The organism is Streptomyces sp. CB02261 (assembly GCF_001905665.1).
GTDB lineage: Bacteria > Actinomycetota > Actinomycetes > Streptomycetales > Streptomycetaceae > Streptomyces.
This window is the reverse complement of sequence record NZ_LIVX01000005.1, coordinates 132,096-157,105: the sequence shown is the minus strand read 5'-3', so window position 1 is coordinate 157,105 and position 25,010 is coordinate 132,096. Positions and strand designations below refer to the sequence as shown.

19 protein-coding genes are annotated in these 25,010 nt (G+C 72.3%); 7 read left to right on the top strand and 12 right to left on the bottom strand.

Going from position 1 to position 25,010, the window contains the following annotated elements; genetic code table 11:
• The 4 genes from AMK29_RS18085 to AMK29_RS18070 form a co-directional block, all read right to left on the bottom strand.
• Positions 1-3,009, bottom strand: coding sequence for a hybrid sensor histidine kinase/response regulator (locus AMK29_RS18085; RefSeq protein WP_079196954.1), 3,009 nt, complete (start codon positions 3,007-3,009; stop codon positions 1-3).
• Between the two features lie 150 nt (positions 3,010-3,159).
• The gene (locus AMK29_RS18080) at positions 3,160-3,591 is read right to left on the bottom strand and encodes an STAS domain-containing protein (protein ID WP_079196953.1); all 432 of its coding nucleotides are present in this window, start codon (positions 3,589-3,591) and stop codon (positions 3,160-3,162) included.
• A gap of 57 nt (positions 3,592-3,648) precedes the next feature.
• Positions 3,649-4,164, bottom strand: coding sequence for an SRPBCC family protein (locus AMK29_RS18075; protein WP_073814756.1), 516 nt, complete (start codon positions 4,162-4,164; stop codon positions 3,649-3,651).
• A gap of 88 nt (positions 4,165-4,252) precedes the next feature.
• Complete coding sequence (locus AMK29_RS18070; RefSeq protein ID WP_073814077.1) at positions 4,253-4,588, bottom strand: DUF3040 domain-containing protein; 336 nt, start codon at positions 4,586-4,588, stop codon at positions 4,253-4,255.
• Between the two features lie 183 nt (positions 4,589-4,771).
• On the opposite strand from AMK29_RS18070, the gene AMK29_RS18065 reads away from it, so the two are divergent.
• Together AMK29_RS18065 and AMK29_RS18060 are read left to right on the top strand one after the other, a co-directional pair.
• Positions 4,772-5,824: a DNA topoisomerase IB gene (locus AMK29_RS18065; protein WP_073814075.1), complete on the top strand. Its 1,053-nt coding sequence runs from the start codon at positions 4,772-4,774 to the stop codon at positions 5,822-5,824.
• Between the two features lie 53 nt (positions 5,825-5,877).
• Positions 5,878-6,579, top strand: coding sequence for a nucleotidyltransferase family protein (locus AMK29_RS18060; RefSeq protein ID WP_073814073.1), 702 nt, complete (start codon positions 5,878-5,880; stop codon positions 6,577-6,579).
• A gap of 275 nt (positions 6,580-6,854) precedes the next feature.
• Here the strand turns inward: AMK29_RS18060 and AMK29_RS18055 are convergent, their stop codons facing one another.
• Positions 6,855-7,997 (bottom strand): S1 family peptidase, encoded by a 1,143-nt coding sequence (locus AMK29_RS18055; RefSeq protein WP_073814071.1) that lies wholly within the window; start codon positions 7,995-7,997, stop codon positions 6,855-6,857.
• Between the two features lie 240 nt (positions 7,998-8,237).
• Between AMK29_RS18055 and AMK29_RS18050 the strand changes: the two genes are divergently transcribed.
• Positions 8,238-9,197 carry an adenosine kinase gene (locus AMK29_RS18050; RefSeq protein ID WP_073814069.1) on the top strand — a complete coding sequence of 320 codons (960 nt, stop codon included), beginning with the start codon at positions 8,238-8,240 and terminating at the stop codon, positions 9,195-9,197.
• 20 nt (positions 9,198-9,217) lie between these two features.
• Here the strand turns inward: AMK29_RS18050 and AMK29_RS18045 are convergent, their stop codons facing one another.
• The 3 genes from AMK29_RS18045 to AMK29_RS18035 form a co-directional block, all read right to left on the bottom strand.
• Entirely contained in the window at positions 9,218-10,114 is an 897-nt protein-coding gene (locus AMK29_RS18045; RefSeq protein ID WP_073814067.1) for a geranyl diphosphate 2-C-methyltransferase, read from the bottom strand.
• A gap of 3 nt (positions 10,115-10,117) precedes the next feature.
• A complete protein-coding gene (locus AMK29_RS18040; RefSeq protein ID WP_073814065.1) occupies positions 10,118-11,371 on the bottom strand; it encodes a family 2 encapsulin nanocompartment cargo protein terpene cyclase in 1,254 nt (417 codons plus the stop codon).
• Positions 11,372-11,564: 193 nt separating this feature from the next.
• Positions 11,565-12,977: a family 2B encapsulin nanocompartment shell protein gene (locus tag AMK29_RS18035; RefSeq protein ID WP_073814063.1), complete on the bottom strand. Its 1,413-nt coding sequence runs from the start codon at positions 12,975-12,977 to the stop codon at positions 11,565-11,567.
• Positions 12,978-13,360: 383 nt separating this feature from the next.
• On the opposite strand from AMK29_RS18035, the gene AMK29_RS18030 reads away from it, so the two are divergent.
• Both AMK29_RS18030 and AMK29_RS18025 read left to right on the top strand, forming a co-directional pair.
• Positions 13,361-14,821, top strand: coding sequence for a basic amino acid/polyamine antiporter (locus AMK29_RS18030; protein ID WP_073814062.1), 1,461 nt, complete (start codon positions 13,361-13,363; stop codon positions 14,819-14,821).
• Positions 14,822-14,890: 69 nt separating this feature from the next.
• The gene (locus tag AMK29_RS18025) at positions 14,891-16,153 is read left to right on the top strand and encodes an arginine deiminase (RefSeq protein WP_073814060.1); all 1,263 of its coding nucleotides are present in this window, start codon (positions 14,891-14,893) and stop codon (positions 16,151-16,153) included.
• 68 nt (positions 16,154-16,221) lie between these two features.
• On the opposite strand, the gene AMK29_RS18020 is transcribed toward AMK29_RS18025, so the two are convergent.
• The 4 genes from AMK29_RS18020 to AMK29_RS18005 form a co-directional block, all read right to left on the bottom strand.
• A complete protein-coding gene (locus AMK29_RS18020) occupies positions 16,222-16,728 on the bottom strand; it encodes a DUF1269 domain-containing protein (RefSeq protein ID WP_073814058.1) in 507 nt (168 codons plus the stop codon).
• Positions 16,729-16,760: 32 nt separating this feature from the next.
• Entirely contained in the window at positions 16,761-17,369 is a 609-nt protein-coding gene (locus AMK29_RS18015) for a hypothetical protein (RefSeq protein WP_073814056.1), read from the bottom strand.
• 93 nt (positions 17,370-17,462) lie between these two features.
• Positions 17,463-18,557: a baeRF3 domain-containing protein gene (locus AMK29_RS18010; RefSeq protein WP_073814054.1), complete on the bottom strand. Its 1,095-nt coding sequence runs from the start codon at positions 18,555-18,557 to the stop codon at positions 17,463-17,465.
• Positions 18,558-18,609: 52 nt separating this feature from the next.
• Positions 18,610-19,098, bottom strand: coding sequence for a DUF1269 domain-containing protein (locus AMK29_RS18005; RefSeq protein ID WP_073814052.1), 489 nt, complete (start codon positions 19,096-19,098; stop codon positions 18,610-18,612).
• Between the two features lie 261 nt (positions 19,099-19,359).
• On the opposite strand from AMK29_RS18005, the gene AMK29_RS18000 reads away from it, so the two are divergent.
• Together AMK29_RS18000 and AMK29_RS17995 are read left to right on the top strand one after the other, a co-directional pair.
• Positions 19,360-20,640 carry a serine hydrolase domain-containing protein gene (locus AMK29_RS18000; RefSeq protein ID WP_073814050.1) on the top strand — a complete coding sequence of 427 codons (1,281 nt, stop codon included), beginning with the start codon at positions 19,360-19,362 and terminating at the stop codon, positions 20,638-20,640.
• Between the two features lie 276 nt (positions 20,641-20,916).
• Positions 20,917-24,948 (top strand): bifunctional nitrate reductase/sulfite reductase flavoprotein subunit alpha, encoded by a 4,032-nt coding sequence (locus AMK29_RS17995; protein ID WP_241845549.1) that lies wholly within the window; start codon positions 20,917-20,919, stop codon positions 24,946-24,948.
• The last annotated feature ends 62 nt before the right edge of the window (positions 24,949-25,010 follow it).

Below are 25,010 nucleotides of genomic sequence, written 5' to 3'. Positions count from 1 at the left end.
TCACCCGGTCGGCCGGTTCGCCAGCCGGCGTCTGATCGTGACCAGGAGTTCCGCCTGGTCGACCGGTTTGGCGAGGTAGTCGTCGGCGCCCGCCTCCAAGGCGCTCGCGCGGTCACCGGGCATCGCCTTCGCGGTGACGACGATGATCGGGAGCGCGGCGCGGCCGGGCAGCCGTCTGATCTCCTCGATGGCCCGGTAGCCGTCCGTCCCGGCCATCATGACGTCCATGAGGACCAGCCGGATCTCCTCGTGCGCGGCCACCAGGTCGATGCCGTGGCGGCCGCCGTCGGCCGTCAGCACCCGCAGGCCCTGCGCCTCCAGGACCTCGGTGAGCGCGTACACGTTCCGGGTGTCGTCGTCGACGACGAGGACCGTGCTCCCGGCCCAGCCGGGGCGGTCGCCGCCGGCGGCCGCGTCGGCGGCGCCGCTGTCGCGGTTCGGCGGATCGTCCTCCGACGCGGCGGTGACCGGATCCCGGGGCACCGCGCGCTCCGGGAGGTGGAAGGTGAAGGTGCTGCCCCGGCCGGGTGTGCTCTCGACGGTGATGGTGCCGCCGAGCAGTCGGGCGACCTCGCGGCTGATGGAGAGGCCGAGGCCCGTCCCGCCGTACTGGCGGGCGGTGGTGCCGTCGCCCTGCTGGAAGGCGTCGAAGATGTGCCGGAGGCGATCGGCGGGGATGCCGACGCCGGTGTCGGTGACCCGGAAGGCGAGGACGGGACGGCCGTCGCGCAGGGCGGCCGGGGCCTCGTCGGGGGGTGTGTGCGCGACGGTCAGCTCGACGCGGCCCGTGTCGGTGAACTTCAGCGCGTTGGAGAGCAGGTTGCGCAGCACCTGGCGCAGTCGTCCCTCGTCGGTGGTGAGGTGGCCGGGCACGTCGGGTGACACGGTGACGGCGAAGTCGAGGCCGCGCTCGTCCGCGACGGGGCCGAACGTCGACTCCAGGTACTCCAGGAGCTGGGACATGGCGAACGGTTCGTGCCGGACCTCCATCTTGCCCGCTTCCACCTTGGAGAGGTCCAGGATGTCGTCGATCAGCTGGAGCAGGTCGGATCCGGCGGAGTGGATGACCTCGGCGTAGTCGACCTGCTTCTGCGTCAGGTTGCCCTCGGGGTTCTGGGTGAGCAGCCGGGCCAGGATGAGGAGGCTGTTGAGCGGGGTCCGGAGTTCGTGGCTCATGTTGGCGAGGAACTCGGACTTGTACATGGAGGTGCGGGAGAGCTGCTGGGCCCTGGTCTCCAGCTCCTGCCGCGCCTGTTCGATGACCCGGTTCTTCGATTCGATGTCCTTGTTGCGTTCGGCGAGGAGCGCGGCCTGCTCCTTGAGTTCGGCGTTGGAGCGCTGGAGCTCCTGCTGCCGGGCCTGCAACTCGTCCGTACGGGTGCGCAGTTCGTCGGCGAGGGTGCGCGACTGGCCGAGCAGCGCGTCGGTGCGCAGGTTGGCGACCAGGGAGCTGAGGACGGCGCCCGCGCTGTCCACGAACCGGTCGAGGAAGTCACGGCGCAGACCGGTGAAGGGGTGCAGGGAGGCGAGTTCGACCGCGCCGAGCACCTGGTCCTCGACCACGACGGGGAGCACGATCAGGGCGCGGGGTTCCGCGGAGCCCACGCCGGAGGAGATCGTGACGTACCCCTGCGGCACCGGGTCGACGACGAGGGGGCGGCGGCCGTGGGCCGCCTGGCCGACGAGTCCCTCGCCGGGCCGGAAGCGGCGCGGTGCGTCGCCCTCCGCCGGCTCGGGGAGCCCGTACGAGGCGGCCATGACGAGGCCGGGGCCGCGCTCGTCCTCCTCGGCGACGAAGAAGGCGCCGTACTGGGCGGAGACCAGCGGCGGCACCTCGGCCATGGTCAGCTCGGCCATCTCGGCGAGGCCGCGGGTGCCCTGGAGGAGTCCGGTGATGCGGGCGAGGTTGGTCTGCAGCCAGTCCTGCTCCTGGTTGGCCTGGGTGGTGACGCGCAGGGACTCGACCATGGCGTTGATGTTGTCGCGGAGTTCGCCGACCTCGCCGGGCGCCTCGACGGTGATGGAGCGGGTGAGGTCGCCCTCGGCGACGGCGCTGGTGACCTCGGCGATGGCCCGGACCTGGCGGGTGAGGTTCCCGGCGAGTTCGTTGACGTTCTCGGTGAGGCGCATCCAGGTGCCGGAGACGCCTTCGACCTCGGCCTGGCCGCCGAGCTTGCCCTCCGTGCCCACCTCCCGGGCCACGCGGGTCACCTCGGCGGCGAACGAGGAGAGTTGGTCGACCATGGTGTTGATGGTGGTCTTGAGTTCCAGGATCTCGCCGCGCGCGGACACGTCGATCCGGGTGGTCAGGTCGCCCTGTGCGACGGCGGTGGTGACCTGGGCGATGTTGCGCACCTGGTTGGTGAGGTTGTCGGCCATCGAGTTGACGTTGTCGGTGAGGTCCTTCCAGGTGCCCGACACCCCGCCCACGGTGGCCTGGCCGCCCAGTTTTCCCTCCGTGCCGACCTCGCGGGCCACCCGGGTGACCTCTTCCGCGAAGGAGGAGAGCCGGTCGACCATCGTGTTGATGGTCTCCTTCAGCTCCAGGACCTCGCCGCGTGCGTCGACCCGGATCTTCTGCGTGAGGTCGCCGCGTGCGACGGCGGTGGCGACCTGGGCGATGGACCGCACCTGCGAGGTGAGGTTGTCCGCCATCGTGTTGACGCCGGTGGTGACCTCCTGCCACACCCCGCGTGCCCGCGCTTCGCGCACCCGACTGCCGAGCAGACCCTGTCCTCCGACCTCTCCGGCGACGCGGGTGACTTCCGAGGTGAGCAGGGAGAGCCGTTCGACCATGTCGTTGTACACGCCGGCGATCTCGCCGAGGACGCCGTCCGAGCCCTCGGCCAGGCGTACGGAGAGCTCGCCGTCCCGCACGGCGGTCAGTCCGACGAGCAGGCGTCGCAGCCCGTCGTCACCGTTCCCGCCGTTCTCGTCGCTCCCGCCGTTCCCGGCGGCCCGGACGCGCGGCTTCTCGCCGCCTGGGGGCACCATTCTGCGCTCTACCATGAAGGACCTCGCGTACGGGGTTCTGCACGCCAGGGGCGGGAGAACCGGGATGCCGTCCGCTCCCGGCCGGTGCCCCACCACTCCACCTTAGGGCCGGGCACGTGGGTGGACCTCCGGAGAGCGTCCGCCCCGTGTCCTGGGGTGATGGAGCTAGGCCGACGGGGTGTCCGCCAGTGCCGCGGCCGTGTCCTCGTACACGCGGAAGACGGTCCGCGCCCCCGTGACCTCGAACATGCGGGCGACCGGAGCGCGCAGTCCCGCGAGGTCCAGCCTCCCGCCGTCGCCCTGCATCACCGACCGGGCCTTGAGCAGTAGATTGAGTCCGGTCGAGTCGCAGAACCGCAGTCCCGAGCAGTCGACGACGACGCGACCGGGTCCCGTGTTCTCCTCCAGGGCCTCGCGCAGGGGCGCGGACGTGCCGTACTCGAGTTCCCCGCGCACCGCGATGACGACCGTCCCCGAGGGCCTGCCGGGCCGGACGAGGACGGCGACGGGCGCCGCCGTCTCGTCGTCGCCCGCGCCGTGGGGGGTTCCGAAGTGTTCCGTTCCGACCTCTGCCTCCGCACGGTTGTCACCCTGCATGGGTCGCGAGCCTCCTTCCCGTCACTGGTGTCACCTCGGCGCCGCGGGGTCCTGCGCCTACGGCCGTTCCGGGTCCCCGGGCGCTCCGGGTGCGTCCCGGCCCTCCATGGGTTCCGGTGCTCCGGCGGGCCGCAGCCGGCCGCGCCAGCCACCGGTCGCCCTGTCGTGCTCCTCCATGAACTCCTTGAATCGGAGCAGATCGCCGCCGACGCGGCTGTCGACCATGCCGACGGCGGCCGCCGCCTTCTCGGCGACGCCCTCCGGTTCGAGTCCCATCGCCAGCGTCACTTCCGTGTGGGCGTCGTCGAGGCGCTGGAACGTCACGACGCCCCGCTGCTTCACGTCCCCGCCGACGGTCCTCCAGGCGATCCGCTCGTCGGGGAGCTGGTCGACGATCTCGGTGTCGAACTCACGGGTCACCCCGGCGACACGCGTCCGCCAGTGGCAGTGCCGGTCGTCGAGCTGCCGGACCTCCTCCACCCCGTCCATGAACCGGGGGAACTCCTCGAACTGCGTCCACTGGTCGTAGACCTCGCGCACGGGGGCGTCCACCCTGATCGTGTCGTGCACCATCACGGTCATCTCCCTCGGTCGTGGCGTACCGGGACGGCTGCGCGGCTACCCGGCCGGGACCCCCGTAACCCCTGGCGCGGAGCGCGCCTCACCTCTCGGGTGTGCGCGGCGCCGCTGTCCTGCGCCGCGCCCAACGGACCACCAGGCGCAGCAGGAGGACCAGGGTCAGGACCCAGCTGGCGGCGAAGCCCCAGATCAGGAGCGGGGCCTCGGTGGCGACGGCCAGGACCAACAGGGCCAGCGTCACCGCGCCGAGGACGCCGAGCACGAGGCCGGCCGGTCTTCGGCGCGCTCCGTCGGCCCCGCCCGGCGGCCCGTGCCGCCTCGGGCGCAGCCTGCGGGCGAGCGGCCGGTCCTGCTCCAGCCTCTGCTCGATCTCCGCCAGGATGCGTCGCTCACGTTCCGAGAGACGAGCCTCGTCCATCACGGGCACCTCCCGCCGTCCGCCGGCGTCCTGTCCTGCCGCTGCCCACACGGACCGGGATCAACCCCGTACCGGCGCATCTCCCGCGGCGCGTCCGCCCGCCGGGGCCGCGCGCTCGACCGCGCGCGACGCGGCCAGCGCTCCGGCTCGCGTGATCCCGCGGATCCGGGGCACAGGTACGGCGTGCGACTGAGGACCAGTGACGCCGGCGGCCCGGGATGGCGACGTGTGCGCCACGGCCGAGGATTCAGCTATCGCGACGCTCGGGGCCGGCCTCTTCGGGAGGCCGACCGGGATCGCGTCCAGGCCCTGGCGATTCCCCCCGCCTGGCGGGACGTGTGGATCTGCCCCTGGCCCAACGGCCACGTCCAGGCCGTCGGCACGGACGAATCGGGCCGCAGGCAGTACCTGTACCACGAGGAGTTCCGCGCCCGGCAGGAGCGCGCCAAGCACGAGCACGTCCACGAGGTCGCCGCCGCGCTGCCCCGGCTGCGGGCGGCCGTCGAGCGCGACCTCGGGCGCCGCGGGCTTTGCGAGGCGCGGGTCCTGGGCTGCGCGGCCCGCCTGCTCGACCTGGGTTTCTTCCGCGTCGGCGGGGACCGCTACCGGCTCGACAACGGCTCGTACGGCCTGACGACCCTCCTGCGGTCCCAGGTCAGCTGCTCCGGCGGGCGGATCGAGTTCGACTACCCCGGAAAGTCGGGCAAGCAGGTGACGGCCGCCCTCGTCGACGAGCCGGCCCACCGGGTGGTCCGTGCCCTCGTGCGCCGCGGCGGCGACAGCCCGCGGCTCTTCGCGTACTGGAGCGGCCGGGCGTGGTACGAGGTGCACGCGGACGCCCTCAACGCCTATCTGCGGGACCGGTCCGGCGTGGACATGAGCGCCAAGGACTTCCGTACCTGGCACGCGACCGTCCTCGCCGCCGTCGCGCTCGCGGTGTCGGAGGAGGCGGGGGCCGAGTCGGTGACGGCACGCCGGAAGGCGGTGCGGCGGGCCGTGTGCGAGGTGAGCGACTATCTTGGCAACACCCCGGCGGTCTGTCGCAGCTCGTACATCGCTCCACGCGTCATCGAACGGTTCACCGAGGGGGTCACGGTCGCCGCCGTGCTCGAACGCCTCGGTGAGCACGGGGTGTTCGGCCATCCGGCGACACAGGGCGCCGTCGAACGGGCCGTGCTCGACCTCCTGGAGGAGCGGAGTCGCCCCCGGACGCGTTCTCCGCGGCGTTCGGGGTAGCCGCAGATTCCCGCCCCTCGACGAGCAGGCGGCACCCGTGAGGAGGAACCTTCATGAACCTGGCCGAAGGCCGCGCGGCGGACGCCCCCGTGCCCCCGGGCGACCCGGATCCCGCCCGGATCCCGGATCCCGCGGCACACGCGGCGGGCGTCACGCCGGAGCAGGCTCTCCCGCTGGACCACACCCAGGCCATTCTCGAGGTGACCAAGGAGATCGCCGGTGTCCTCAAGGCATCGGACTGCCCGTTCGCCCTGGTCGGGAGTGTCGCCGCGTACGCCTACGGCATCCCGGTGCGGCTGCAGCACGACACGGACTTCGCCGTGCGGCGCGAGGACGCCGACACCGTGACGGGTCTGCTGCGCGACCACGGGATCGAGATCGTCGACCCGCCGGAGGACTGGCTGGTGAAGGCCCGCAGGGGCGGGGAGCACATCGACCTGATCTTCTCCCTCGCCGGCCGGCCGGTCACCTCGGAGCTGCTGGAGCGGGCGTGGACGCTGCCCGTGGACTCGGTGCACATGCCGGTCATCGACCCGACCGACCTCATGGTGGGCCGACTGGCCGCACTGTCCGAGCACCACTGCGACTACGGAAAGCTCCTGCCGGTCGCGCGGGGCGTGCGTGAGCGGGTCGACTGGGACCGCGTACGCGAGGAGACCGGGGACAGGCCGATGGCCGCCGCCTTCCTGTACCTCCTGGAGCTGCTCGACGTCATCCCGCCACGCGGCGACGCCGAGAAGGGCGAGCCGGGCTGATCACCGGCACGGAGACCGAGGTGCGGCGGTGACGACCACGCCGACCCTGAGGACGGGCCGCCGGCCACCTTCCCTCGATGTCGCCTGGCTCCTCGCCGAGGGCTTCCGGTCCGGCTCACCACGGCGGCACGCGAGCCGGTCCGTGGCCGCGGCCCCTCGCGGGCTCGTGAAGCTGCCCTGACGGCGCCTCGAGGGGCGTCGGCACCGCGGCCCCGGGCCGGTGGTCGCGTGTTCGCGACCACCGGCCCGGGGCACGCACGCCGTGGCGCGGACCGTCAGGCCGTGTGGAGCGTCAGGCCGTAGCGGCCGAGGATCTCGTTGACCGGCTGGAACCAGGTCTCGCCGCCGGTGGAGCAGTTGCCCCAACCGCCGGAGGTGACGCCCTGGGCCTGGTCGCCGCTGATGAACGCGCCCCCGGAGTCACCGCCCTCCGCGCACACACTGGTCTTCGTCATCTGGTACACGGCCCCCTGGCTGTAGTTGACCGTCTCGTTCTTGGCCAGGACGGTGCCGCAGTGCCAGCGGGTCGTGGAGCCGGAGCGGCAGATGGACGCCCCCACGGGCGCCTCGGCCGAGCCGCGGACGAGCCGGTCCGGCACCGTCCCCCAGCCGAGGACCACCGGTACCGTCCACCAGCCGCTGTGGATGCTCACGTACGCGTAGTCGTCGCCGGGGAACGAGGAGCCCTGGAAGGTGCCCATCGCGGAGCCGTCCCAGCCTCGGACGGCGGCCCCCGCCCGGCCGCAGTGCCCGGCGGTGACGAAGCCGCCGTGCACGGAGAACCCTATGGAGCAGCGGACGTTGCCGGTGTAGTACGGGTCGCCGCCGACCGTTCCCGCCGCGTACGTACGGGGCGCGGCCGCCGTCTCGGCGACGGTGACGGGACCGGTCGCGCGGGCCCGGTCGACGAAGGCGCGCACGGCCGGCAGGTCCCGGTCGGCGCGGACGACGGTGACGACGACGCTGTTGGACCGGGGGTCCACGTGCCAGCCGGCGACTCCGGCGGGCGCGGGGCGGGTGTCGAGCCGGGCCTTGGCCCGGTCGAGCGCGCCGGCGCTGTGCCGGACGAGCCGGGTGTCGGCGCCGAGCGCCCGGACCTCCGCCTCGTCGCCGCGGTCGGTGAGCCCGACCACGAGCCGTCCGCTGCGCGCGTCGAACCACGCGCCGCCGAAGGAGTCGCCGGCCGCCCGCCGCGCCTCGGCCTCCACGCGGGCCGCGTCCCTTTCGGCCCGCAGCCGTTCGGCGGCCTGGTGGTCCGTCAGCCCGAGGTCGCGGCGCATGGCTTCGAGGAGTCCGGCGGAGGCGGTGGGCGTGGCGCTGGGAGGTTCCGCCGCGGCGGGGACGGTGTGGGCGGCGCCGAGTCCGACGGTGAGCAAGAGGGCCACGACGGTGGTGCGCAGGGCGGATGTTCGTCTCACAGGAGCCTCCTGGTGGGGGAAAGAGGACGTTGAGAGCGCTCTCAGACGAGCACCGCGTACGTTAGCGACCCGGACTTGTCAGGTCCATACCATCCACACGGATCACGCCCGGGCGATCCGCGCCCACCGGCCGCGAACACCTCTCGATCGCTTGCTGAAATTTCCTGCAAGCACTTGCCGGGATCGGTGCCGGCTGCTTGACTCCCCGAGCGAGCAGGCGGGCCCGCGAGAGGAGCCACGATGACCGGCCGGTACGACGTCCTCGTTCTCGGAGGGGCGGGCGTCGACACGATCGTGTACGTGCCCGAGCTCCCCCTGCCGTACGCGGACAGCTACATGATCCGGCCGGGCATCGAGACCCGCGCCGGGCAGACGGGCGATTTCGTGGCCCTGGGCCTGAGCGCTCTCGGCCTGCGGACCCATCACCTCGACATGATCGGCGACGACTCCGCCGGCGACCTCGTCCGCGCCTTCCACCGCGACCGGGACATCGAGTTCACCGAGGTCCCGCTGCCCGGCGGTACGAAGCGGGCGGTCAACCTCGTCGGCCCCGACGGCCGCCGGCTCTCGCTCTACGACGACAGCCGGTCCCGGGAGTCCGACCGGCTGCCCGGGGAGCTGGTCCGCTCCCTCGCCTCGGCGAGCCGCCACGCCCACGTCTCGATCACGTACCCGTGTGCCCACGCCCTCCCGCACCTGCGCGAGGCGGGCCTCGGCATCTCCACGGACCTGCACAACTGGGACGGCGAGAACCCCTATCACGAGCCCTTCGCCTACGGCGCGGACGTCGTCTTCGTCTCGACGACCGCCCTGGCCGAGCCGGAGCGCACCATGCGCCGGATCCTGGAGCGGGGCCGGGCCGAGGTCGTGGTCGCCACCGCGGGAGCCGAGGGCGCGTACGTCCTGACGGCCGGCGGACTCGTCCACGTCCCGGCCGTCACGCCCCGCGCGCCGGTCGTCGACACCAACGGAGCGGGCGACGCCTTCGCCTCCGGGTTCCTCTTCGGCCGGCTGACGGGCGAGGACGTCGACCGGTGCGCTCTCTACGGCGCGGTGGCGGGCGCCTACGCCTGCACCGTCCCGGCGACCGCCACCGACGCCATCGACCGCGCCGGACTCCTCGCGGAGGTCGCCGAGCTGACGGACCGTGCGGGATCCGGCGCCGCCAGGACGGACGAAAGGGCCGGGTCCGTCGGCTGACGGACCCGGCCCGCGCGCGGTCAGACCCGGTCGGCCGCGATCAGGACGTACTGGAAGGAGCCGTCCTTGTAGGAGTTGATGAACGCCTCCTCGATGCCGGTGACGAGGGACGAGGTGGCACGCAGCTCCCAGTACGGCAGGGTGTCGGGCGTGAGGTCGATGACGGCCTGCGGGACGAGACGGTTGTCGGCCATCGCGCGCAGGTACTCGCGGCGGGAGTGGATGTTGCACTCGAAGTGCGCGTTGATCTGGGACACCCACTTCGACGGCTGGCCGTACCGCGGGTTCCAGCACCCGGTGATGGTCACGTAACGGCCGCCGACCGCGAGGACGCGGGAGTGCTCGGCGAAGAGGTCGTGGAGGTCGACGTACATGCTCGACTCGTTGTTCCACGAGCCCGCGGCCTGCCCGGTCTCGAAGGGCATGTCGAGCATGTTGCAGACGCGGGCGCGCACATGGTCGTCGATGCCGAGTTCCTTGGCGCGCCGGTTGCCGAACTCGGCCTGCTTGGCGGAGAGGGTGACGCCCTCGACCGTGCAGCCGAACCGCTGGTGGGCCATGACCATCGAACCGCCACGGCCGCAGCCGGCGTCCACGAGCGTGTCGTCACGCCCGATCGAGCCGAGGTGGTCCAGGAGCACCTCGGCCTGCGCGGACTCGAGCCGGTGCAGCTCGGCGATCAGCTTCTTCTCGTACGCGCTGTCCTCGGTGTCCCCGAGGGCGGCGTGGTCGATGTCGCCGATCCCGTAGTGGTGGTGGTAAAGACCGTCGACGTCACCCAGGCGCAGGTTCACGGGCCTGGCCTCGTCGTTCCAGTAGCGGGCGATGTCGCCCTGGTAGGGCGTCGCCGGCGAGGGGACGAACGCGGAGGTGCCGGTGGCGGTGGTGAACTCGGTGCTGGTCACAGATAATTCCATTTCTTACCAGAAATCGGGCAGGCTGTAGCGATAGGTGTTGGTCTGGTGCCAGTAGTGGTTGCCGTCGACCCACACGGCCACGCCCCGCAGGAAGCGCACCACGCTCGGGACGGGACATGCGGCGGCGAGTTCGGCGGCCGCGGCTTCGAACTCGCGCATGAGGTCGTTGTGGACCTCGACGGCCTTCAGATACCCCTCCTTGTCGGAGAGGCCTTCCCGTTCGGCGATCACCACGGGCAGGTTCAGGTGCTTGCCGGGACTGGCGAGTTCCTTCGTGTACGAGTACAGGTCGTTCACGATGGTGGTGGCGTTCCCGGCGAGGGCGAGGACGCGCTGCATGGCCGGCTGGGCATGCAGGTCCGCGGGCAGTTCGTAGCCGCCGACGGAGTCCGTGATGGTGGGGCAGGGGCGGAAGTTGTTGAACTGGCGCATCGCCAGGTACTCCCACACCTCCGGGACGTGGTCCGTCTCGGACCAGGCCGCCTCCGCGAGGTACCCGAGGTGGAGTCGGGCCATGTCGTGACGGAAGCGGTCGGCCTGGGAGGGGGTGGCCTGGCCGACGAAGTACTCCATGGCGGAGCGGTAGGCGCGCCGCGGGGCGTCCGCGTGGAGCGACTCGGCCCACGCCGGCTGGTACTCCTTCGTCGTGTGCAGCGGGTCGAGGGCGGTGTGCGCGAGGAGGAGACGCCCGCCGAGACCGATGGGCGAGCCGCCGTGGTCCTCGCAGTAACAGTCGTCGACGGCGTTCTCGGCGACCATCAGGCGGGTGGCGAGCATCAGGTGCTCGACGGTGGGGGCGTCCGGGTGGCAGGCGACCATGTAGCGCCCGACGGAGAAGCCGTCGAACTCGCCCTCCCAGTCGTCGGGGAACAGCTGGACCTCGTCCAGGGCCCAGGCCTTGATCCGGCGGCTGACCTCGTCCACCCGTGCCGGGTCCGGTTCCGGTACGGGATGGAAGTAGAGGCCCGGGATCGGGCGCCCCGCCACCGGTGCCGGGGCCGACGGCTCCGGCGGCGCGGACACCGCCGCGCGCCGGGCCAGGGACAGGCCCGCCGTGCCGAGCCCGGTGGGGCCGGGCGGGATCCACCCCGGCGCGGGGTGGGGCGGCGCGGCCGCCGAGGCCGCGACGGGCGCCGCGGCCTCGGCGCTCGCGAGGGGCTCGCCGGGCGGAGCGGCGAGCCCGAGGACGTGGGCCGCGAAGTGGCCGGCGGCGGTGGGCAGGCTCGACTGCAGAGGGGAAAGCCCGGGTTCGGGCATCCGTGACTCCTTGGTGACGGGGTGGACTGTCCGGTCTCCCGGGCGCCGTCCGCCACGGTCAGGGAGGGCCCGGGCCGCGGCGGACGGACGGGGGGCGGCCCGCGAGCACCGGTGCCGGGCGCCGCGAGCCGGGCGTCCGGGATGAGGATCGGGGAGTGTCCTGGCGAGCCCGGCCTGATCGACAGGACTCCCCCTAGTCGCGCCTGCGGGCGATCTGCACGTTCTCCAGGACGCCGAGCGCGTTGGGCACGAGGATCGCGGCGGAGTAGTACGTGGTGACGAGGTACGACATGATCGCCTGCTCGCTGATGCCCATGAAGCGCACCGAGAGGCCCGGTTCGTACTCCTCCGGCAGTCCGGTCTGGCGCAGGCCGATGACGCCCTGGTTGTCCTCGCCGAGGCGCATCGCGAGGATGGAGCTGGTGTTCTCCTTGCTGATGGGGATCTTGTTGCAGGGCAGGATCGGGACCCCGCGCCAGCCCAGGACCCGCTGTCCGTCGAGCTCGACGGTGTCCGGGTAGAGCCCGTGGGCGTTCCACTCGCGGCCGATCGCGGCGATGGTCCTCGGGTGGGCGAGGAAGAGTTTGGTGCCGCGCCGGCGGCAGAGCAGCTCGTCGAGGTCGTCCGGGGTGGGCGGGCCGGAGTGGGTCTGGATCCGCTGCTTGAAGTCGGCGTTGTGGAGGAGACCGAACTCCCGGTTGTTGATGAGCTCGTGCTCCTGGCGCTCGCGCAGCGCCTCGACGGTGAGCCTGAGCTGCTCCTCGGTCTGGTTCATCGGCCCGTTGTAGAGGTCGGCGACCCTCGTGTGGACCCGCAGCACGGTCTGCGCCACGGAGAGTTCGTACTCGCGCGGATTGAGCTCGTAGTCGACGAAGGCGCCGGGCAGTTCGACCTCGCCGGTGTGGCCGGCCGACATGGCGATCTCCGCCTCGCCGTGGCGGTTCTGCCGCTGGAGCGGGAGTGAGCTGAACTCCTGGATGTGGGCCTGGAGCGCCGGCGCGGAGGAGAGTACGGCGGCGAACTCGGCGCGGGAGAGGGTGAGGAGCGTGCCGGAGGTCTCCGCGGTGGCGGTGTAGTCCCAGCGGGCGTCGGCGTCCAGCAGGGCGTTCTCACCGAAGCGGTCACCGTCGGCGAGGACGGCCACGGCCACCTCGTCGCCGTACTTGCCGAGGGAGGTCTGGCCGATCCGGCCGTGGGCGATCAGATGGATCTGCTCGGCGGGCGCGCCGCGTACGACCAGTACCTCGCCGGCGCCGAAGTCGCGCTGCACACACCGGTTGGCGAGCTCGTTCAGCACCTCCTCGTCCTCGAAGCCGCGCAGCAGGGCGAGTTCGCCGAGTTCGCGGGGGATCACCCGCACCCGGGCACCGTCCTGGACGAACTCGATGCGGCCGTCCCCGACCGTGTAGCTCAGCCGACGGTTGACCCGGTAGGCGCCGCCCTTGGTCTCCACCCAGGGGAGCATCCGCAGCAGCCAGCGGGAGCTGATCTCCTGCATCTGCGGGGCGGATTTGGTCGTGGTGGCGAGGTTCCGGGCGGCCGCGGTGCTGAGGCTGGACTGCTTCGGGGCGTCCAGCTGTGCGTCCGGGCTGGTGTCGACGGTCATGGGGCGGGCTCTCCTTCGGAGGGGGGTGGTGGCCGGCGCACGGGGGCGCCGACCGGCGACAGAAGAGAAGGGGGAGGAAAGGGAGGAACAGGAGTGAAGCCCTGGCAATCCGTCCAGATCCGGGGGAACAGTAACGGCCGGTGACTACGGTCCGCCCCATCGGACGGAGGGCATTACCTCGAAACGGCGATCTTGGTGCGCGCGAGGTTTAGGTGAGGGAACGTCAGTTTTCGGACGTGTCGGCCGAGATCGCCGGGCGCCCGGCGAGACGCAGACCCTTCTCCGTCGACGCGACGCGCGGGAACCACACCCCCGAGAGATACATAGGCCACTATTGCGACAAATTACTCTTATCGAGCTTTCAGTAGAGGGAGAGGCAGACCATGCCGAACGCCGACACCGGTAAGGGCGACGTCACCACCGGCTCCCCGCCCACGGCCAAGCTGACGCTCGTCACGCTGACCGCGATGGTCGTCGGGTCCATGGTGGGAGCCGGCGTGTTCTCGCTGCCGCGGAGGTTCGCGCAGGAGACCGGTGTCGCGGGCGCGCTGATCGCCTGGGCCGTCGCCGGCTGCGGCATGCTGATGCTCGCGTTCGTGTTCCAGACGCTCGCCGTGCGCCGGCCGGACCTGGACGCCGGTGTCTACGCGTACGCGAAGGCCGGTTTCGGCGAGTACCTGGGCTTCTTCTCGGCCTTCGGCTACTGGGCGAGCGCCTGCGTCGGCAACGTGACGTACTGGGTGCTCATCATGTCGACGATCGGCGCGATCGCGCCGGCGCTGGGCGACGGCGACACCGCCCTCTCCATCATCCTGTCCTCGGCCGGACTGTGGGCGTTCTTCCTGCTCATCCGGCGAGGGGTGAAGGAGGCCGCGGCGATCAACCGGATCGTGACCGTGGCCAAGATCGTGCCCATCGTCGTCTTCGTCATCCTGGCCCTGTTCTACTTCGACCCGTCCGTCTTCGCCGACAACTGGGGCGGCGCCGACTACGCCGGCTCCCTGTTCAACCAGGTCCGCGGCACCATGCTCGCCACCGTCTTCGTCTTCCTCGGCGTCGAGGGCGCCAGCGTGTACTCACGGCACGCCAAGCGCCGCGAGGACGTGGGACGGGCGACGGTCCTGGGCTTCCTCAGCGTCTTCGCCGTCTTCGCCTCGGTGACCATCGTGTCGTACGGGATCCTGCCCATGGGCGAGATCGCGGAGCTGCGCCAGCCGTCCATGGCGGGCGTCCTGGAGGCCGCGGTCGGCACCTGGGGCCAGGTCTTCGTCAGCGTCGGCCTCATCGTCTCCGTCCTCGGCGCCTACCTCGCCTGGACCCTCATGGCCGCGGAGGTGCTCTTCGTGGCGGCCAAGGACGAGGACATGCCGCGCTTCCTCGGGCGCTCCAGCGGTGACGACGTCCCCGTCCCCGCCCTCCTCATGACGACGTCCCTCAGCCAGGTCGTCCTGGTCGTGACGGCCTTCTCCGACGACGCCTTCAACTTCGCCCTCGATCTGACGAGCGCGCTCAGCCTGATCCCGTTCCTGCTGGCCGCCGGGTTCGCGGTGAAGATCGCCCTGAGACCCGAGCGGGAGAAGGTGGCGGGCGACAGCACCCGTCGGGAGCTGGTCGTGGGCGTCCTCGCCACGGTGTACACGGCGTTCCTGCTGTACGCGGCCGGGCTCAAGTTCGTCCTGGTGTCCTTCATCATCTACGCGCCCGCGACCTTCCTGTTCGTCAAGGCCAGGCGTGAGCAGGGCAGACGGCTCTTCTCCGGGCGGGAGCTCGTGATCCTGGCCGTCTCCGTCGCCGGCGCCGTCCTCGGGGTCGTGGCCCTCGCGGCCGGCTGGATCAGCCTCTAGGCCGTGTCCGGAAAGTCCCCACCTCCCCACTCCCCCACTCCCCGCTCCCCCACCCGGAAAGGCCCCCGTATGACCGGCAACGACGCTTCCGCCGAGCCCGCGCTCGGCGTGCACTCCGAGGTCGGACGGCTCCGCAAGGTCCTCGTCTGCTCTCCCGGGCTCGCCCACCGCCGCCTGACCCCGACCAACTCGGACGACCTCCTCTTCGACGACGTGATGTGGGTGGAGAACGCGCAGCGCGACCACGCCGACTTCGTCAACAAGCTGACCCAGCGGGGCGTCGAGGTCGTCGAGCTGCACAACCTGCTCACCGAGACCATGGCGATCCCCGAGGCGCGGGCCTGGCTCCTCGACCGGAAGATCGTCGCGAACGAGGTCGGCCTCGGTCTCATCGACGACACGCGCGCCTTCCTCGACTCCCTCGCGCCGCGCGATCTGGCCGAGTACCTCATCGGCGGCCTGTCGACGGCCGACCTGCCGGACGCGTTCCGTTCCGGGTACGTCTCGCTGGCCCGGGAGGCCACCGGGGCGCGCGAGTACCTGATGCCGCCGCTGCCGAACACCCTCTACACCCGGGACACCACCTGCTGGCTGTACGGCGGGGTCACCCTGAACCCGCTGTACTGGCCCGCCCGGCACGGCGAGACCCTCCTCATGAAGGCGGTCTACTCGTTCCACCCCGACTACCGGGACGCCACCGTCTGGTGGGGGGACCCGGAGGAGGACTGGGGCCAGGCCACCTTCGAGGGCGGCGACATCATGCCCGTCGGCAACGGCGTCGTCCTCATGGGCATGAGCGAACGCACCTCGCGGCAGGCCATCACCCAGGTCGCGGCCTCCCTGTTCCGCAACGGCGCCGCCGAGCACGTCATCGTCGCCGGCATGCCGAGGCTGCGCTCCGCGATGCACCTGGACACCGTCTTCACCTTCGCCGACCGTGACATCGTCACGCTCTACCCGAAGATCATGGACGCGGTCCACACCTTCTCGCTGCGCCCCGGCGACGGGGCGCCCGGGGTCGACATCACCGACGAGGGCAGCACTCCCTTCGTCGACGTGGTCGCCAAAGGCCTCGGCCTGCCGGAGCTCCGGGTGATCGAGACCGGCGGCGACGAGTACGCCTCCGAGCGGCAGCAGTGGGACAGCGGCAACAACGCCGTCGCCCTCGAACCCGGCGTCGTCTTCACGTACGACCGCAACACCCAGACCAACACGCTGCTGAGGAAGGCCGGCGTCGAGGTCATCACCATCGTCGGCGCCGAGCTCGGCCGGGGGCGCGGCGGCGGCCACTGCATGACCTGCCCCCTCATCCGGGACGCGGTCGAGTTCTGACGTCGCGGAGGACCGGCCGCCCCTCGCGGGGGCGGCCGGTCCTCCCGGTGTTCCGCTCCGGGGCCGGGTCAGTCCTCGCTCGCGTCCGGGCCGGCCAGCTGTGCGGCGAGTTCCCGTTCGCTCTGCTCCGGGAGCGAGGTCTTGAGCACGGTCCCGCCGAACTGCTCCATGGCGGCGGCGAACGCGTCCTCGGTGACCTTCGAGGCCATGATCACGACAGCGGCGTGCCCGGGTTCGAGCAGTGTCCGGACCTTGTCGCGGAACGCGTTGTCGACGCCCATCTGGTTCAGCTTGCCGATGATCCCTCCGACGGCGGCGCCCACGACGCCGATGCCGGGGGTCAGGATCAGCATGCCGAGGACCATGCCCCACAGGGCGCCGGCTGTGGCCGAGAGGGCGACCTTGCCCTCCCTCCTGGCGGGGGTGTCCACATGGGTCTCGCCGTCCGCGTCCACGGAGACGACCGCGAGGCCCTTCAGCTCGACCACGCCGCCGGTCTCGAGCTCCTGGACCGCGGCGAAGGCCCGGTTCGCGACGGCCCGGTCGTCGTAACCGAGGACGATCAGTTCGGACATGGGGCTCTCCTCCTGTGTCGGTACCGCTTCTGTCAGTACCGCTGTGCCTTGGCGAGCTTCGGGGTGAGCACCGGCTCGGCCGGCTGCCGGCTGATGACCACCGGCTGTTCGCGACCGCCGGGTTCGAGGTCCTCGACGCCGACGAACTGCGTCTCGACGACCTTCCCCGAGGGGTCGAGGAAGTCGACCTGGACGGCGTAGGAGGCTTCCTCGGCCGTCTTGTTGGTGATGTTCAGGACGACGGCGAGGCGGCCACCGGTCTCGGATCGGGGCTTGCCCGTCATGCCGACCTCGCCCAGGGCGTTGCCCTGGCCCTGTACGTCCTCCAGCTCGTCCTGGGCTTGTCGGCGCGACCGTTCGATCTCGGATCCGATGGACGCCTTGCGCGACGCCTCGCGCTCGGACGCCGAGGCGGCCGCCGAGGAGGCGGACGCGCGGGCGGACTCGATCGCCTCCTGCGCCTCCGAGGCGACGGCGGACGGCGGCTCGCCCGTGAAGCCGGCCGTGTCGGGGGCCGAGGGGCGTTCGCTGAACGTGGGGCTGCCGGTGTCGTCGCCTCCGCTGTCGCAGGCCACCAGGCCGGTCGCGCCGAGAGCGGCGACGACGACGGCGACCGCCGCGCCGGCCGCGCGTGCGCGCACCGACCGGTCCGCCCGCGTCGTTGAGGGGTTCACAGGATGCGTCCTCTTCTCGTGTCCGGGCCGCGATCGTGGCCGTGGGGGTGAGGGGGGTGGTCAGTAGCGGAGCACGCCGGCGATGCGGTCCATGTCGAGCAGGGTGTCGTCACGGACGAACTGGACCTCGGCTCCGGTGTCGAGGGCCCGCTCGACGATCTCGTCGACCATGTCGTCCCGCGCCCCGGCCTCGGAGGGCTCGGCGGGTTCCAGGTGGCCGCCGTCGTCCCGGACGACGGTCCGGTAGTGGTCCTCGACGGCGAGCAGCCGGACCCGGCCCTCCTTCACGGCCTGCCAGACCTCGTCGATCCCGCCGGCGAACTCCCGCCGTCCCCTGGCGGCGTCGAGTTCGGCGACGACCGTGGTCGACGCGGCGGCCTCGCGGGCGGCGCGGGCGGGCTCGACGGCCTCCCGGACGGCCGTGGCGGGCCCCCGGGCGAGCCCGCCGTGGTGGACGGGCGTGGTGCCCGGCTGGAGCGCTCCGGTCTCCTCGAAGAGGGCGAGGGCCGCGGGCTCGCCGAGCACGTACAGCGGGCGCGGGCGGGAGGCGAGGAGCGCGCGCAGGGCCTGGTGCGCCTCGCGGAGGAACTGCCGCGTGGCCTCGTCGCGGAAGGTGCTGGGCACGTCTCCGACGCGTTCCTCCCGCTCCACGTCCTGGGGGTCGAGGTCGCGGGTGAACGGGAAGCCGTCTCCGGTGTGCTCGGTGACCCGCTCGTGGTCGCCGCTCCACAGCGAGACCCGGTCGGCCGCCACGGCGATCGTCCAGGAGGGTTGTTCGGCGGCCCGGGCGGCGACGAGGTTCCGGGTGAGGAAGGTGTCGGCGAGGACGACGCGCTCCGGGACCGTCCGGGCGACCGTCCACACGTGCCGCTCCCCCGGGGCGACGAAGATCACCAGTCCGTCCTCGGCGTGGGCGAGGTCGATCTCGGCCACCGCCCGCCGCAGCTGGTCCAGGACGTCGGAGCGCCGCTCCCGGGTGACCGCCGGATCGTCCTGGATCGCCTTCTCCGCCGCCGCCACGAGGTTGCGGAGGCGTACGGGGTCCTGGAGGTTCTCCGGTTCACGGCGGTGCGTCGGCATCACGAGGGACACGGCCGGGTACGGGCGGGGCTGTCGCAGTCTCGCGAGTACATCGCTGCTGAGCGCGGGTTCCATGAGGAAGCCTTCCTGGCGGATTCCGGCGGTTCTGCGGGGCGGGTGCGGGTGTCTACTGCGGCCCGGCCAGCTGGTCGGCCAGCTCCTTCTCGTCCTGGTCGCTGAGCGAGGTCTTGAGGACGGTGCCGCCGTGCGGCTGCATGGCCACCGTGAACTTGTCGTCGGTGACCTTCGACGCCATGATCACGACGGCCGCCGCACCGGGTGTGAGGAGGTCCCCCACCTGCCGGCGGAACCGGTCGTCGACTCCGGACTTGCTGAGCCTGCCGACGAGGCCGCCGAGGGCCGCTCCGGTCAGGAGCCCGAGACCGGGCAGCAGGAAGAGAATGCCGAAGATCGCTCCCCAGAGGGCTCCGGACGCGGCGGAGACGCCGACGATGCGGCTGGTGGTGTCGACATGGGTCCTGCCGTCGGCGTCCACCGAGACCACGGCGAGACCGTTCAGGTGCACCACGTAGTCCCGCTGCAGGTCCTGCACCGTGTCGAACGCCCGCCGGGCCACTTCCGGGTCGTCGTATCCGATGACGATGAGCTCAGACATTCCCGCCTCCTGTCGCGGCGGCAGCGCGCCGGACGTCCGCGTCGCCCTCCTGCGGAGAGGGCGGAGCGGCCTCTCCAGGGGCCACAAGATGTCATCTTGTCCCGATATGTACATCATCGCGACTCGATGCCGCCCTCAGCGGCTGTACGGGCGACACCGCGCGCGCGGAGGTGCGCCGCCTCTGCCCCACACGGGCGGGAGCGCCGCCGTCCCCGGAGTGTTCGGCCGGGGGCGGGCCGGCGCCCCGGACATAGTGCGGGCATGGCACACACCCCCCTCCCCTCACGCCCGCGCCCGCGTGCGCGGTCCCGCCGGGCCCTTCTCTGCGCCGCGCTTCTCGCCCTCACCGTCCAGACGACCGCCGTCGCGGCCCCGCTCACCGTCCAGACGACCGCCGTCGCACCCGCGCTCGCCGGGCCTCCCGGTGGCCACGGCGGGTCCGCCTGCGTGCGGACCCAGGGCTCCCCGGGGGTCGAGGCACGCCGGATCCTCGACATCGCCCGCACGGCCCAGAAGGACCTGGACCTCAAGGCCGTACAGCTGCGGGTCACCGTCGACGGCCGCGAGATCGTCACCGACGCGCTCGGTGAGTCCATGACCGGCGTCCCCGCCCAGCCGGACATGCACTTCCGCGCCGGCTCCGTGGCCTTCGCGCACATCGGTACGGCCCTGCTCCGGCTGGTGGAGGAGCGGCGGGTCCGGCTCGACGACACCGTGGAGCGCTGGCTGCCCCACCTGCCGCAGGCCGACCGGATCACCCTGCGGATGCTGGCGACCAACACGACCGGCCTCCACGACTACGTGACCGACCCGGCGTTCGGGAAGGAACTCCTGGCGGACCCGTTCCGCGCGTGGACGCCGCGGGAGCTGCTCGCCTTCCCGCTCCGCCACTCCTTCTGGTACGAGCCGGGCACGAACTGGAGCTACTCCCACGCCAACTACCTGCTGCTGGTCGCCGCGCTCGAGAAGATCACCGGCACCCGGATCGACAGGCTGGTGAAGGAGCTGGTCACCGGCCCGCTGGAGTTGCGCGACACCCGGAACTCGTTCACCCCCGACATCCCGAGCCCGGTGCTGCACGCCTTCAGCACCGAGCGCGGCCTCTACGAGGAGTCCACCTTCTGGAACCCGTCGTGGACCACCGCGCCCGGCGCGGTCATCACCACCCACATCTGTGACCTCTCCCGGTCCGCGGAGGCCATCGGGAGCGGCGAGCTCCTCTCCCCCCGCTCGTACCGCACCCTTCTCGACCCGGGTACGGTCGGTCTCGGGTCCCCGACCGCGACGTGCCCGGCCACCGTGTGCCTGCGGCAGACCGAGGCCAAGCACTTCGGCCTCGGGGTCATCGTGATCAACGGCTGGGTCCTGCAGAACCCGTCGTTCTCCGGTTACGCGGCGATCCAGGCGTACCTCCCGTCCAGGCGTCTGGCCGTTGCCGTCTCCACGACGAAGACCGCGACCACGCCCGAGGGCAACACGGCGGAGGTGCTCGCCGGGCGCATCGCCGCCGCGCTCGCTCCGGAGGCCCCGCTGCTCGGCTGACCCTCCGCGTGGGGGCGTCCGCCGCACGGGCGGCGGCGCCCCCTGTGACACCCGCGGGTCCGGCGGCTCACACAGCGCCCCGGTGCGCTGTGTGGCCGGTGTTACGGACCATGATCGACCCGGGTGACACGGGTGTAACGGCCGTTGCGTACGGTCGGGGCTCGAACGGTTCCACAGAGAGGCGCCCCGGTGACCCCACAGGACTCGGCGGACCCCCGGGGCGGTACGGCCGAACAGGTACGGACCGCCTGCTCGTACTGCGGTGTGGGGTGCGGCCTGCTCCTCGACATCGGGCCGGGCCCCGACGGACGCCGTACGGTCCTCAGGGCGACGGGCGACAAGGACCACCCGGCCAACCGCGGGCGGCTCTGCACCAAGGGCGCCACCACCGCCGACCTGCTCGTCGCCCCCGGCCGTCTGACCACCGCCCTCGTCCGGGCGGAGCGCGGCGCCGAACCCGTGCCCACGGACACCGACCGCGCCGTCACCGAGACCGCCCGCCGGCTGCGCGCGATCGTCGACGAGCACGGTCCCGACGCGGTGGCGCTCTACGTCTCCGGCCAGATGAGCCTGGAGGCCCAGTACCTCGCCAACAAGCTCGCCAAGGGCTTCATCGGCACCAACCAGATCGAGTCGAACTCACGGCTCTGCATGGCGAGCGCCGGCACCGGCTACAAGCTCTCCCTGGGCGCCGACGGACCGCCCGGCTCCTACGACGACCTCGACCGGGCCGACGCCTTCCTCGTCATCGGCTCCAACATGGCCGACTGCCACCCCATCCTGTTCCTCCGCATGATGGAGCGGGTCAAGGCGGGGGCGAAGCTGATCGTCGTCGACCCCCGGCGCACCGCCACCGCCGAGAAGGCCGACCTGTTCCTGCGGATCAGGCCGGGCACGGACCTCGCGCTCCTCAACGGCCTGCTGCACCTGCTGCACCGGAACGGGCACACCGACGCGGCCTTCGTCGCCGCGCACACCGAGGGCTGGGAGGCGATGCCGCCGTTCCTCGCCGACTACCCGCCCGACGCGGTCGCCCGGATCACCGGCATACCCGAGGACGACATCCGTACCGCCGCCGAGTGGATCGGCACGGCGGCCGAATGGACCAGCTGCTGGACCATGGGCCTCAACCAGTCCACCCACGGCACGTGGAACACCAACGCCCTGGTCAACCTGCACCTGGCGACCGGCGCGATCTGCCGCCCCGGCTCGGGTCCCTTCTCCCTGACCGGCCAGCCCAACGCCATGGGCGGGCGCGAGATGGGCTACATGGGTCCCGGCCTACCCGGACAGCGCTCGGTCATGGTCGCCGAGGACCGGGCGTTCACCGAGGAGCTCTGGGACCTGCCGCCCGGCACGATCCGCGAGGACGGCTCGGGACAGGGCACCGTCGACCTCTTCCGGCGCATGGCGGACGGCGGGGTCAAGGCGTGCTGGATCATCTGCACCAACCCGGTCGCCTCCGTCGGCAACCGCGCCACCGTCGTCGAGGGCCTGCGGGCGGCCGAACTCGTCATCACCCAGGACGCGTTCGCCGAGACCGAGACCAACGCGTACGCGGACGTCGTCCTGCCCGCCGCCCTCTGGACCGAGACCGAGGGCGTCCTGATCAACAGCGAGCGCAGCCTCACCCTCACCCAGCCGGCCGTCGACCCGCCGGGCGAGGCCCTCGCCGACTGGCGGATCATCGCCCGCGTCGCCTGCGAGATGGGGTACGAGGAGGCGTTCTCGTACGACAGCGCCGAGGAGATCTTCGAGGAGATCCGACGGGCCGCGAACCCCAAGACCGGGTACGACCTGAGCGGGGTGTCGTACGAGCGGCTGTGCGCCACGCCCGTGCAGTGGCCGGCCGCCGCCGGCGGGCCCGCGCGCAACCCGATCCGGTACGTGGCAGGGGACGGCTCCGGACCCGTCTTCCCGACGGCGAGCGGCCGGGCCGTCTTCCACGCCCGGCCGCACATCGACCCGGCCGAGATGCCCGACGACACGTACCCGTTCGTCCTCAACACCGGCCGTCTCCAGCACCAGTGGCACACCCTCACCAAGACCGGGAGGGTGGCCAGGCTCAACCGGCTCAACCCGGCGCCGTTCGTCGAAGTGCATCCCGAGGACGCCCGGCGGCTCGGCGTCGTGGAGGGCGACCCCGTCGAGATCGCCTCGCGGCGCGGCAGGGCCGTGCTCCCGGCCGTGGTCACCGACCGGGTCGGTCCGGGCAACTGCTTCGCCCCGTTCCACTGGAACGACCTCTTCGGCGAGGACCTGTGCGTCAACGCGGTCACCCAGGACGCCGTCGATCCCCTCTCCTTCCAGCCCGAGCTGAAGGTGTGCGCGGTGGCGCTGGCGAAGGCGGAGGCTCCGGCGGCCGTGGTCCCGGCGGCCTCGGCTCCTTCCGTGGTTCCCGCCGCCGTCAATCCCTCGGCCGTGATCCCCTCGCCCCTGGTGATACCGAACGGCGGTCCGCCGGCCGGGTCGGCCGCCGCCTTCGGTCTCGAACCGACGCCGCCGCCCGTCCTGACCGCCGAGGAGCGGCAGTACCTCGTCGGCTTCCTCGCCGGCCTCGGGACGGGCGCGCCGGGGGTGCCCGTGCTGCCGTCCGGCGCTCCCTTCCGCGAGGACCACGCGCGCTGGGTCAACGGGGTCCTGGCCGGGCTCTACTCCCGCGCCCCGCAGGCCCCGGCCCCCGCCGAAGCGGACACGGCGGGCCGCGAGGTGGTCGTGCTGTGGGCCTCCCAGACCGGGAACGCCGAGGACTTCGCCGCCGCCACCGCCGAGCGGCTGCTCTCGGCCGGTCACCGGGCCGCGCTCGCGGGCATGGACGAGACCGACCTCGGCGCGCTGCCGCCCGCCGCCGACCTCCTCCTGATCACCAGCACGTTCGGGGACGGGGACGCGCCCGACAACGGCTCCGGTTTCTGGGACGCGCTCGCCGCGCCCGACACCCCGCGCCTGGACGGCCGCCGCTATGCCGTGCTCGCCTTCGGGGACTCCTCGTACGGCGACTTCTGCGGGCACGGGCGGCGGCTCGACCGGCGTCTCGACGAGCTCGGGGGCGTCCGCATCGCCCCCCGTACCGACTGCGAACCCGACTACGAGCCGTCCGCCCTCGCCTGGCTCGACCAGGTGCTCGCCGGTCTGTCCGACGCGAGCGCGGCTCCGGCGGCCGCCCCTCCCGCCCCCGCGCGGCGCTCCGGGCCGGCGACCACGACCGCCCGGCTCGTCGGGAACCGGCTCCTCAGCCTGCCGGGGGCGGGCAAGGAGGTCCGCAGGTTCACCTTCGACACGAGCGAGACGGGGGCACCCCTCGGCTACGAGAGCGGAGACGCCCTCGGCGTCCAGCCCGTGAACTGCCCCGAGCTCGTGGCCGAATGGCTGGCGGTCACCGGACTCGACGCCGACGTCCCGGTGGAGCTTCCCGGCGCCGGCGCCGTGCCCTTCGGCGAGGCGCTGCACCGGCATCTCGACATCACCGGCGTCTCCGCCGCCCTCCTCGGCTTCGTCACCGAGAGGACCGGCGACCGGGACCTGAAGCGGCTCCTGCGGCCCGACAACAAGGACGGGCTCGCCCAGTGGACCTGGGGCCGGCAGGCCGTGGACGTCCTGGCCGAGTACGCCGTCCGCGCCGCCGCGCAGGAGTGGGTGGACGCCCTCGGCCGCCTGAGGCCCCGGCTGTACTCGATCTCCTCCAGTCCGCTCACCGATCCCCACCGGGTGTCGCTGACCGTCTCCGTCGTCCGCTACGAGAACCGTCACGGCCGCCCTCGCAAGGGCGTCTGCTCGCCGTTCCTCGCGGACGCCGAACCCGGCGCGCTGGTCCCGGTCTTCGTCCAGCGCGCTGCGCGTTTCCGGCCCCCGGCAGACCCCACGACCCCGATGGTGATGGTCGGCCCGGGAACGGGCGTGGCGCCCTTCCTCGGCTTCCTCGACGAGCGCAGGGCCCTCGGCCACCGGGCTCCGAACTGGCTCTTCTTCGGCGAGCAGCACCGCGCCACCGACTTCTACTACGAGGAGGAGCTGACCGCCCTCCTCGCCGACGGAACCCTGGACCGGCTCGACACCGCCTTCTCCCGTGACCAGCGCGCCAAGGTCTACGTGCAGGACCGGATGCGGGAGCACGGACCGCAGCTGTGGTCCTGGCTCCAGTCCGGCGCGCACTTCTACGTGTGCGGCGACGCCGCCCGGATGGCGAAGGACGTCGACCGTGCTCTCCGCGACATCGCCGTCACCCACGGCGGCCTCGACGAGGAGGCGGCGGGCGTGTACGTCAAGCAGCTGGCGGCCGACAAGCGGTACGTCCGGGACGTGTACTGACGGCGGTGCGGCCCCGGGGACCACGGGCCGGGGGGTCACCCGCTTGCCGGTCCCCAGGTTGA

Excerpts from the sequence above, each read along its gene's own strand:
- AMK29_RS18085 (WP_079196954.1), bottom strand. The coding sequence starts at position 3,009 with ATGGTAGAGCGCAGAATGGTGCCCCCAGGCGGCGAGAAGCCGCGCGTC.
- AMK29_RS18080 (WP_079196953.1), bottom strand. The coding sequence starts at position 3,591 with ATGCAGGGTGACAACCGTGCGGAGGCAGAGGTCGGAACGGAACACTTC.
- AMK29_RS18075 (WP_073814756.1), bottom strand. The coding sequence starts at position 4,164 with ATGGTGCACGACACGATCAGGGTGGACGCCCCCGTGCGCGAGGTCTAC.
- AMK29_RS18070 (WP_073814077.1), bottom strand. The coding sequence starts at position 4,588 with ATGGACGAGGCTCGTCTCTCGGAACGTGAGCGACGCATCCTGGCGGAG.
- AMK29_RS18060 (WP_073814073.1), top strand. The coding sequence starts at position 5,878 with ATGAACCTGGCCGAAGGCCGCGCGGCGGACGCCCCCGTGCCCCCGGGC.
- AMK29_RS18050 (WP_073814069.1), top strand. The coding sequence starts at position 8,238 with ATGACCGGCCGGTACGACGTCCTCGTTCTCGGAGGGGCGGGCGTCGAC.
- AMK29_RS18045 (WP_073814067.1), bottom strand. The coding sequence starts at position 10,114 with ATGGAATTATCTGTGACCAGCACCGAGTTCACCACCGCCACCGGCACC.
- AMK29_RS18040 (WP_073814065.1), bottom strand. The coding sequence starts at position 11,371 with ATGCCCGAACCCGGGCTTTCCCCTCTGCAGTCGAGCCTGCCCACCGCC.
- AMK29_RS18035 (WP_073814063.1), bottom strand. The coding sequence starts at position 12,977 with ATGACCGTCGACACCAGCCCGGACGCACAGCTGGACGCCCCGAAGCAG.
- AMK29_RS18030 (WP_073814062.1), top strand. The coding sequence starts at position 13,361 with ATGCCGAACGCCGACACCGGTAAGGGCGACGTCACCACCGGCTCCCCG.
- AMK29_RS18025 (WP_073814060.1), top strand. The coding sequence starts at position 14,891 with ATGACCGGCAACGACGCTTCCGCCGAGCCCGCGCTCGGCGTGCACTCC.
- AMK29_RS18020 (WP_073814058.1), bottom strand. The coding sequence starts at position 16,728 with ATGTCCGAACTGATCGTCCTCGGTTACGACGACCGGGCCGTCGCGAAC.
- AMK29_RS18010 (WP_073814054.1), bottom strand. The coding sequence starts at position 18,557 with ATGGAACCCGCGCTCAGCAGCGATGTACTCGCGAGACTGCGACAGCCC.
- AMK29_RS18005 (WP_073814052.1), bottom strand. The coding sequence starts at position 19,098 with ATGTCTGAGCTCATCGTCATCGGATACGACGACCCGGAAGTGGCCCGG.
- AMK29_RS18000 (WP_073814050.1), top strand. The coding sequence starts at position 19,360 with ATGGCACACACCCCCCTCCCCTCACGCCCGCGCCCGCGTGCGCGGTCC.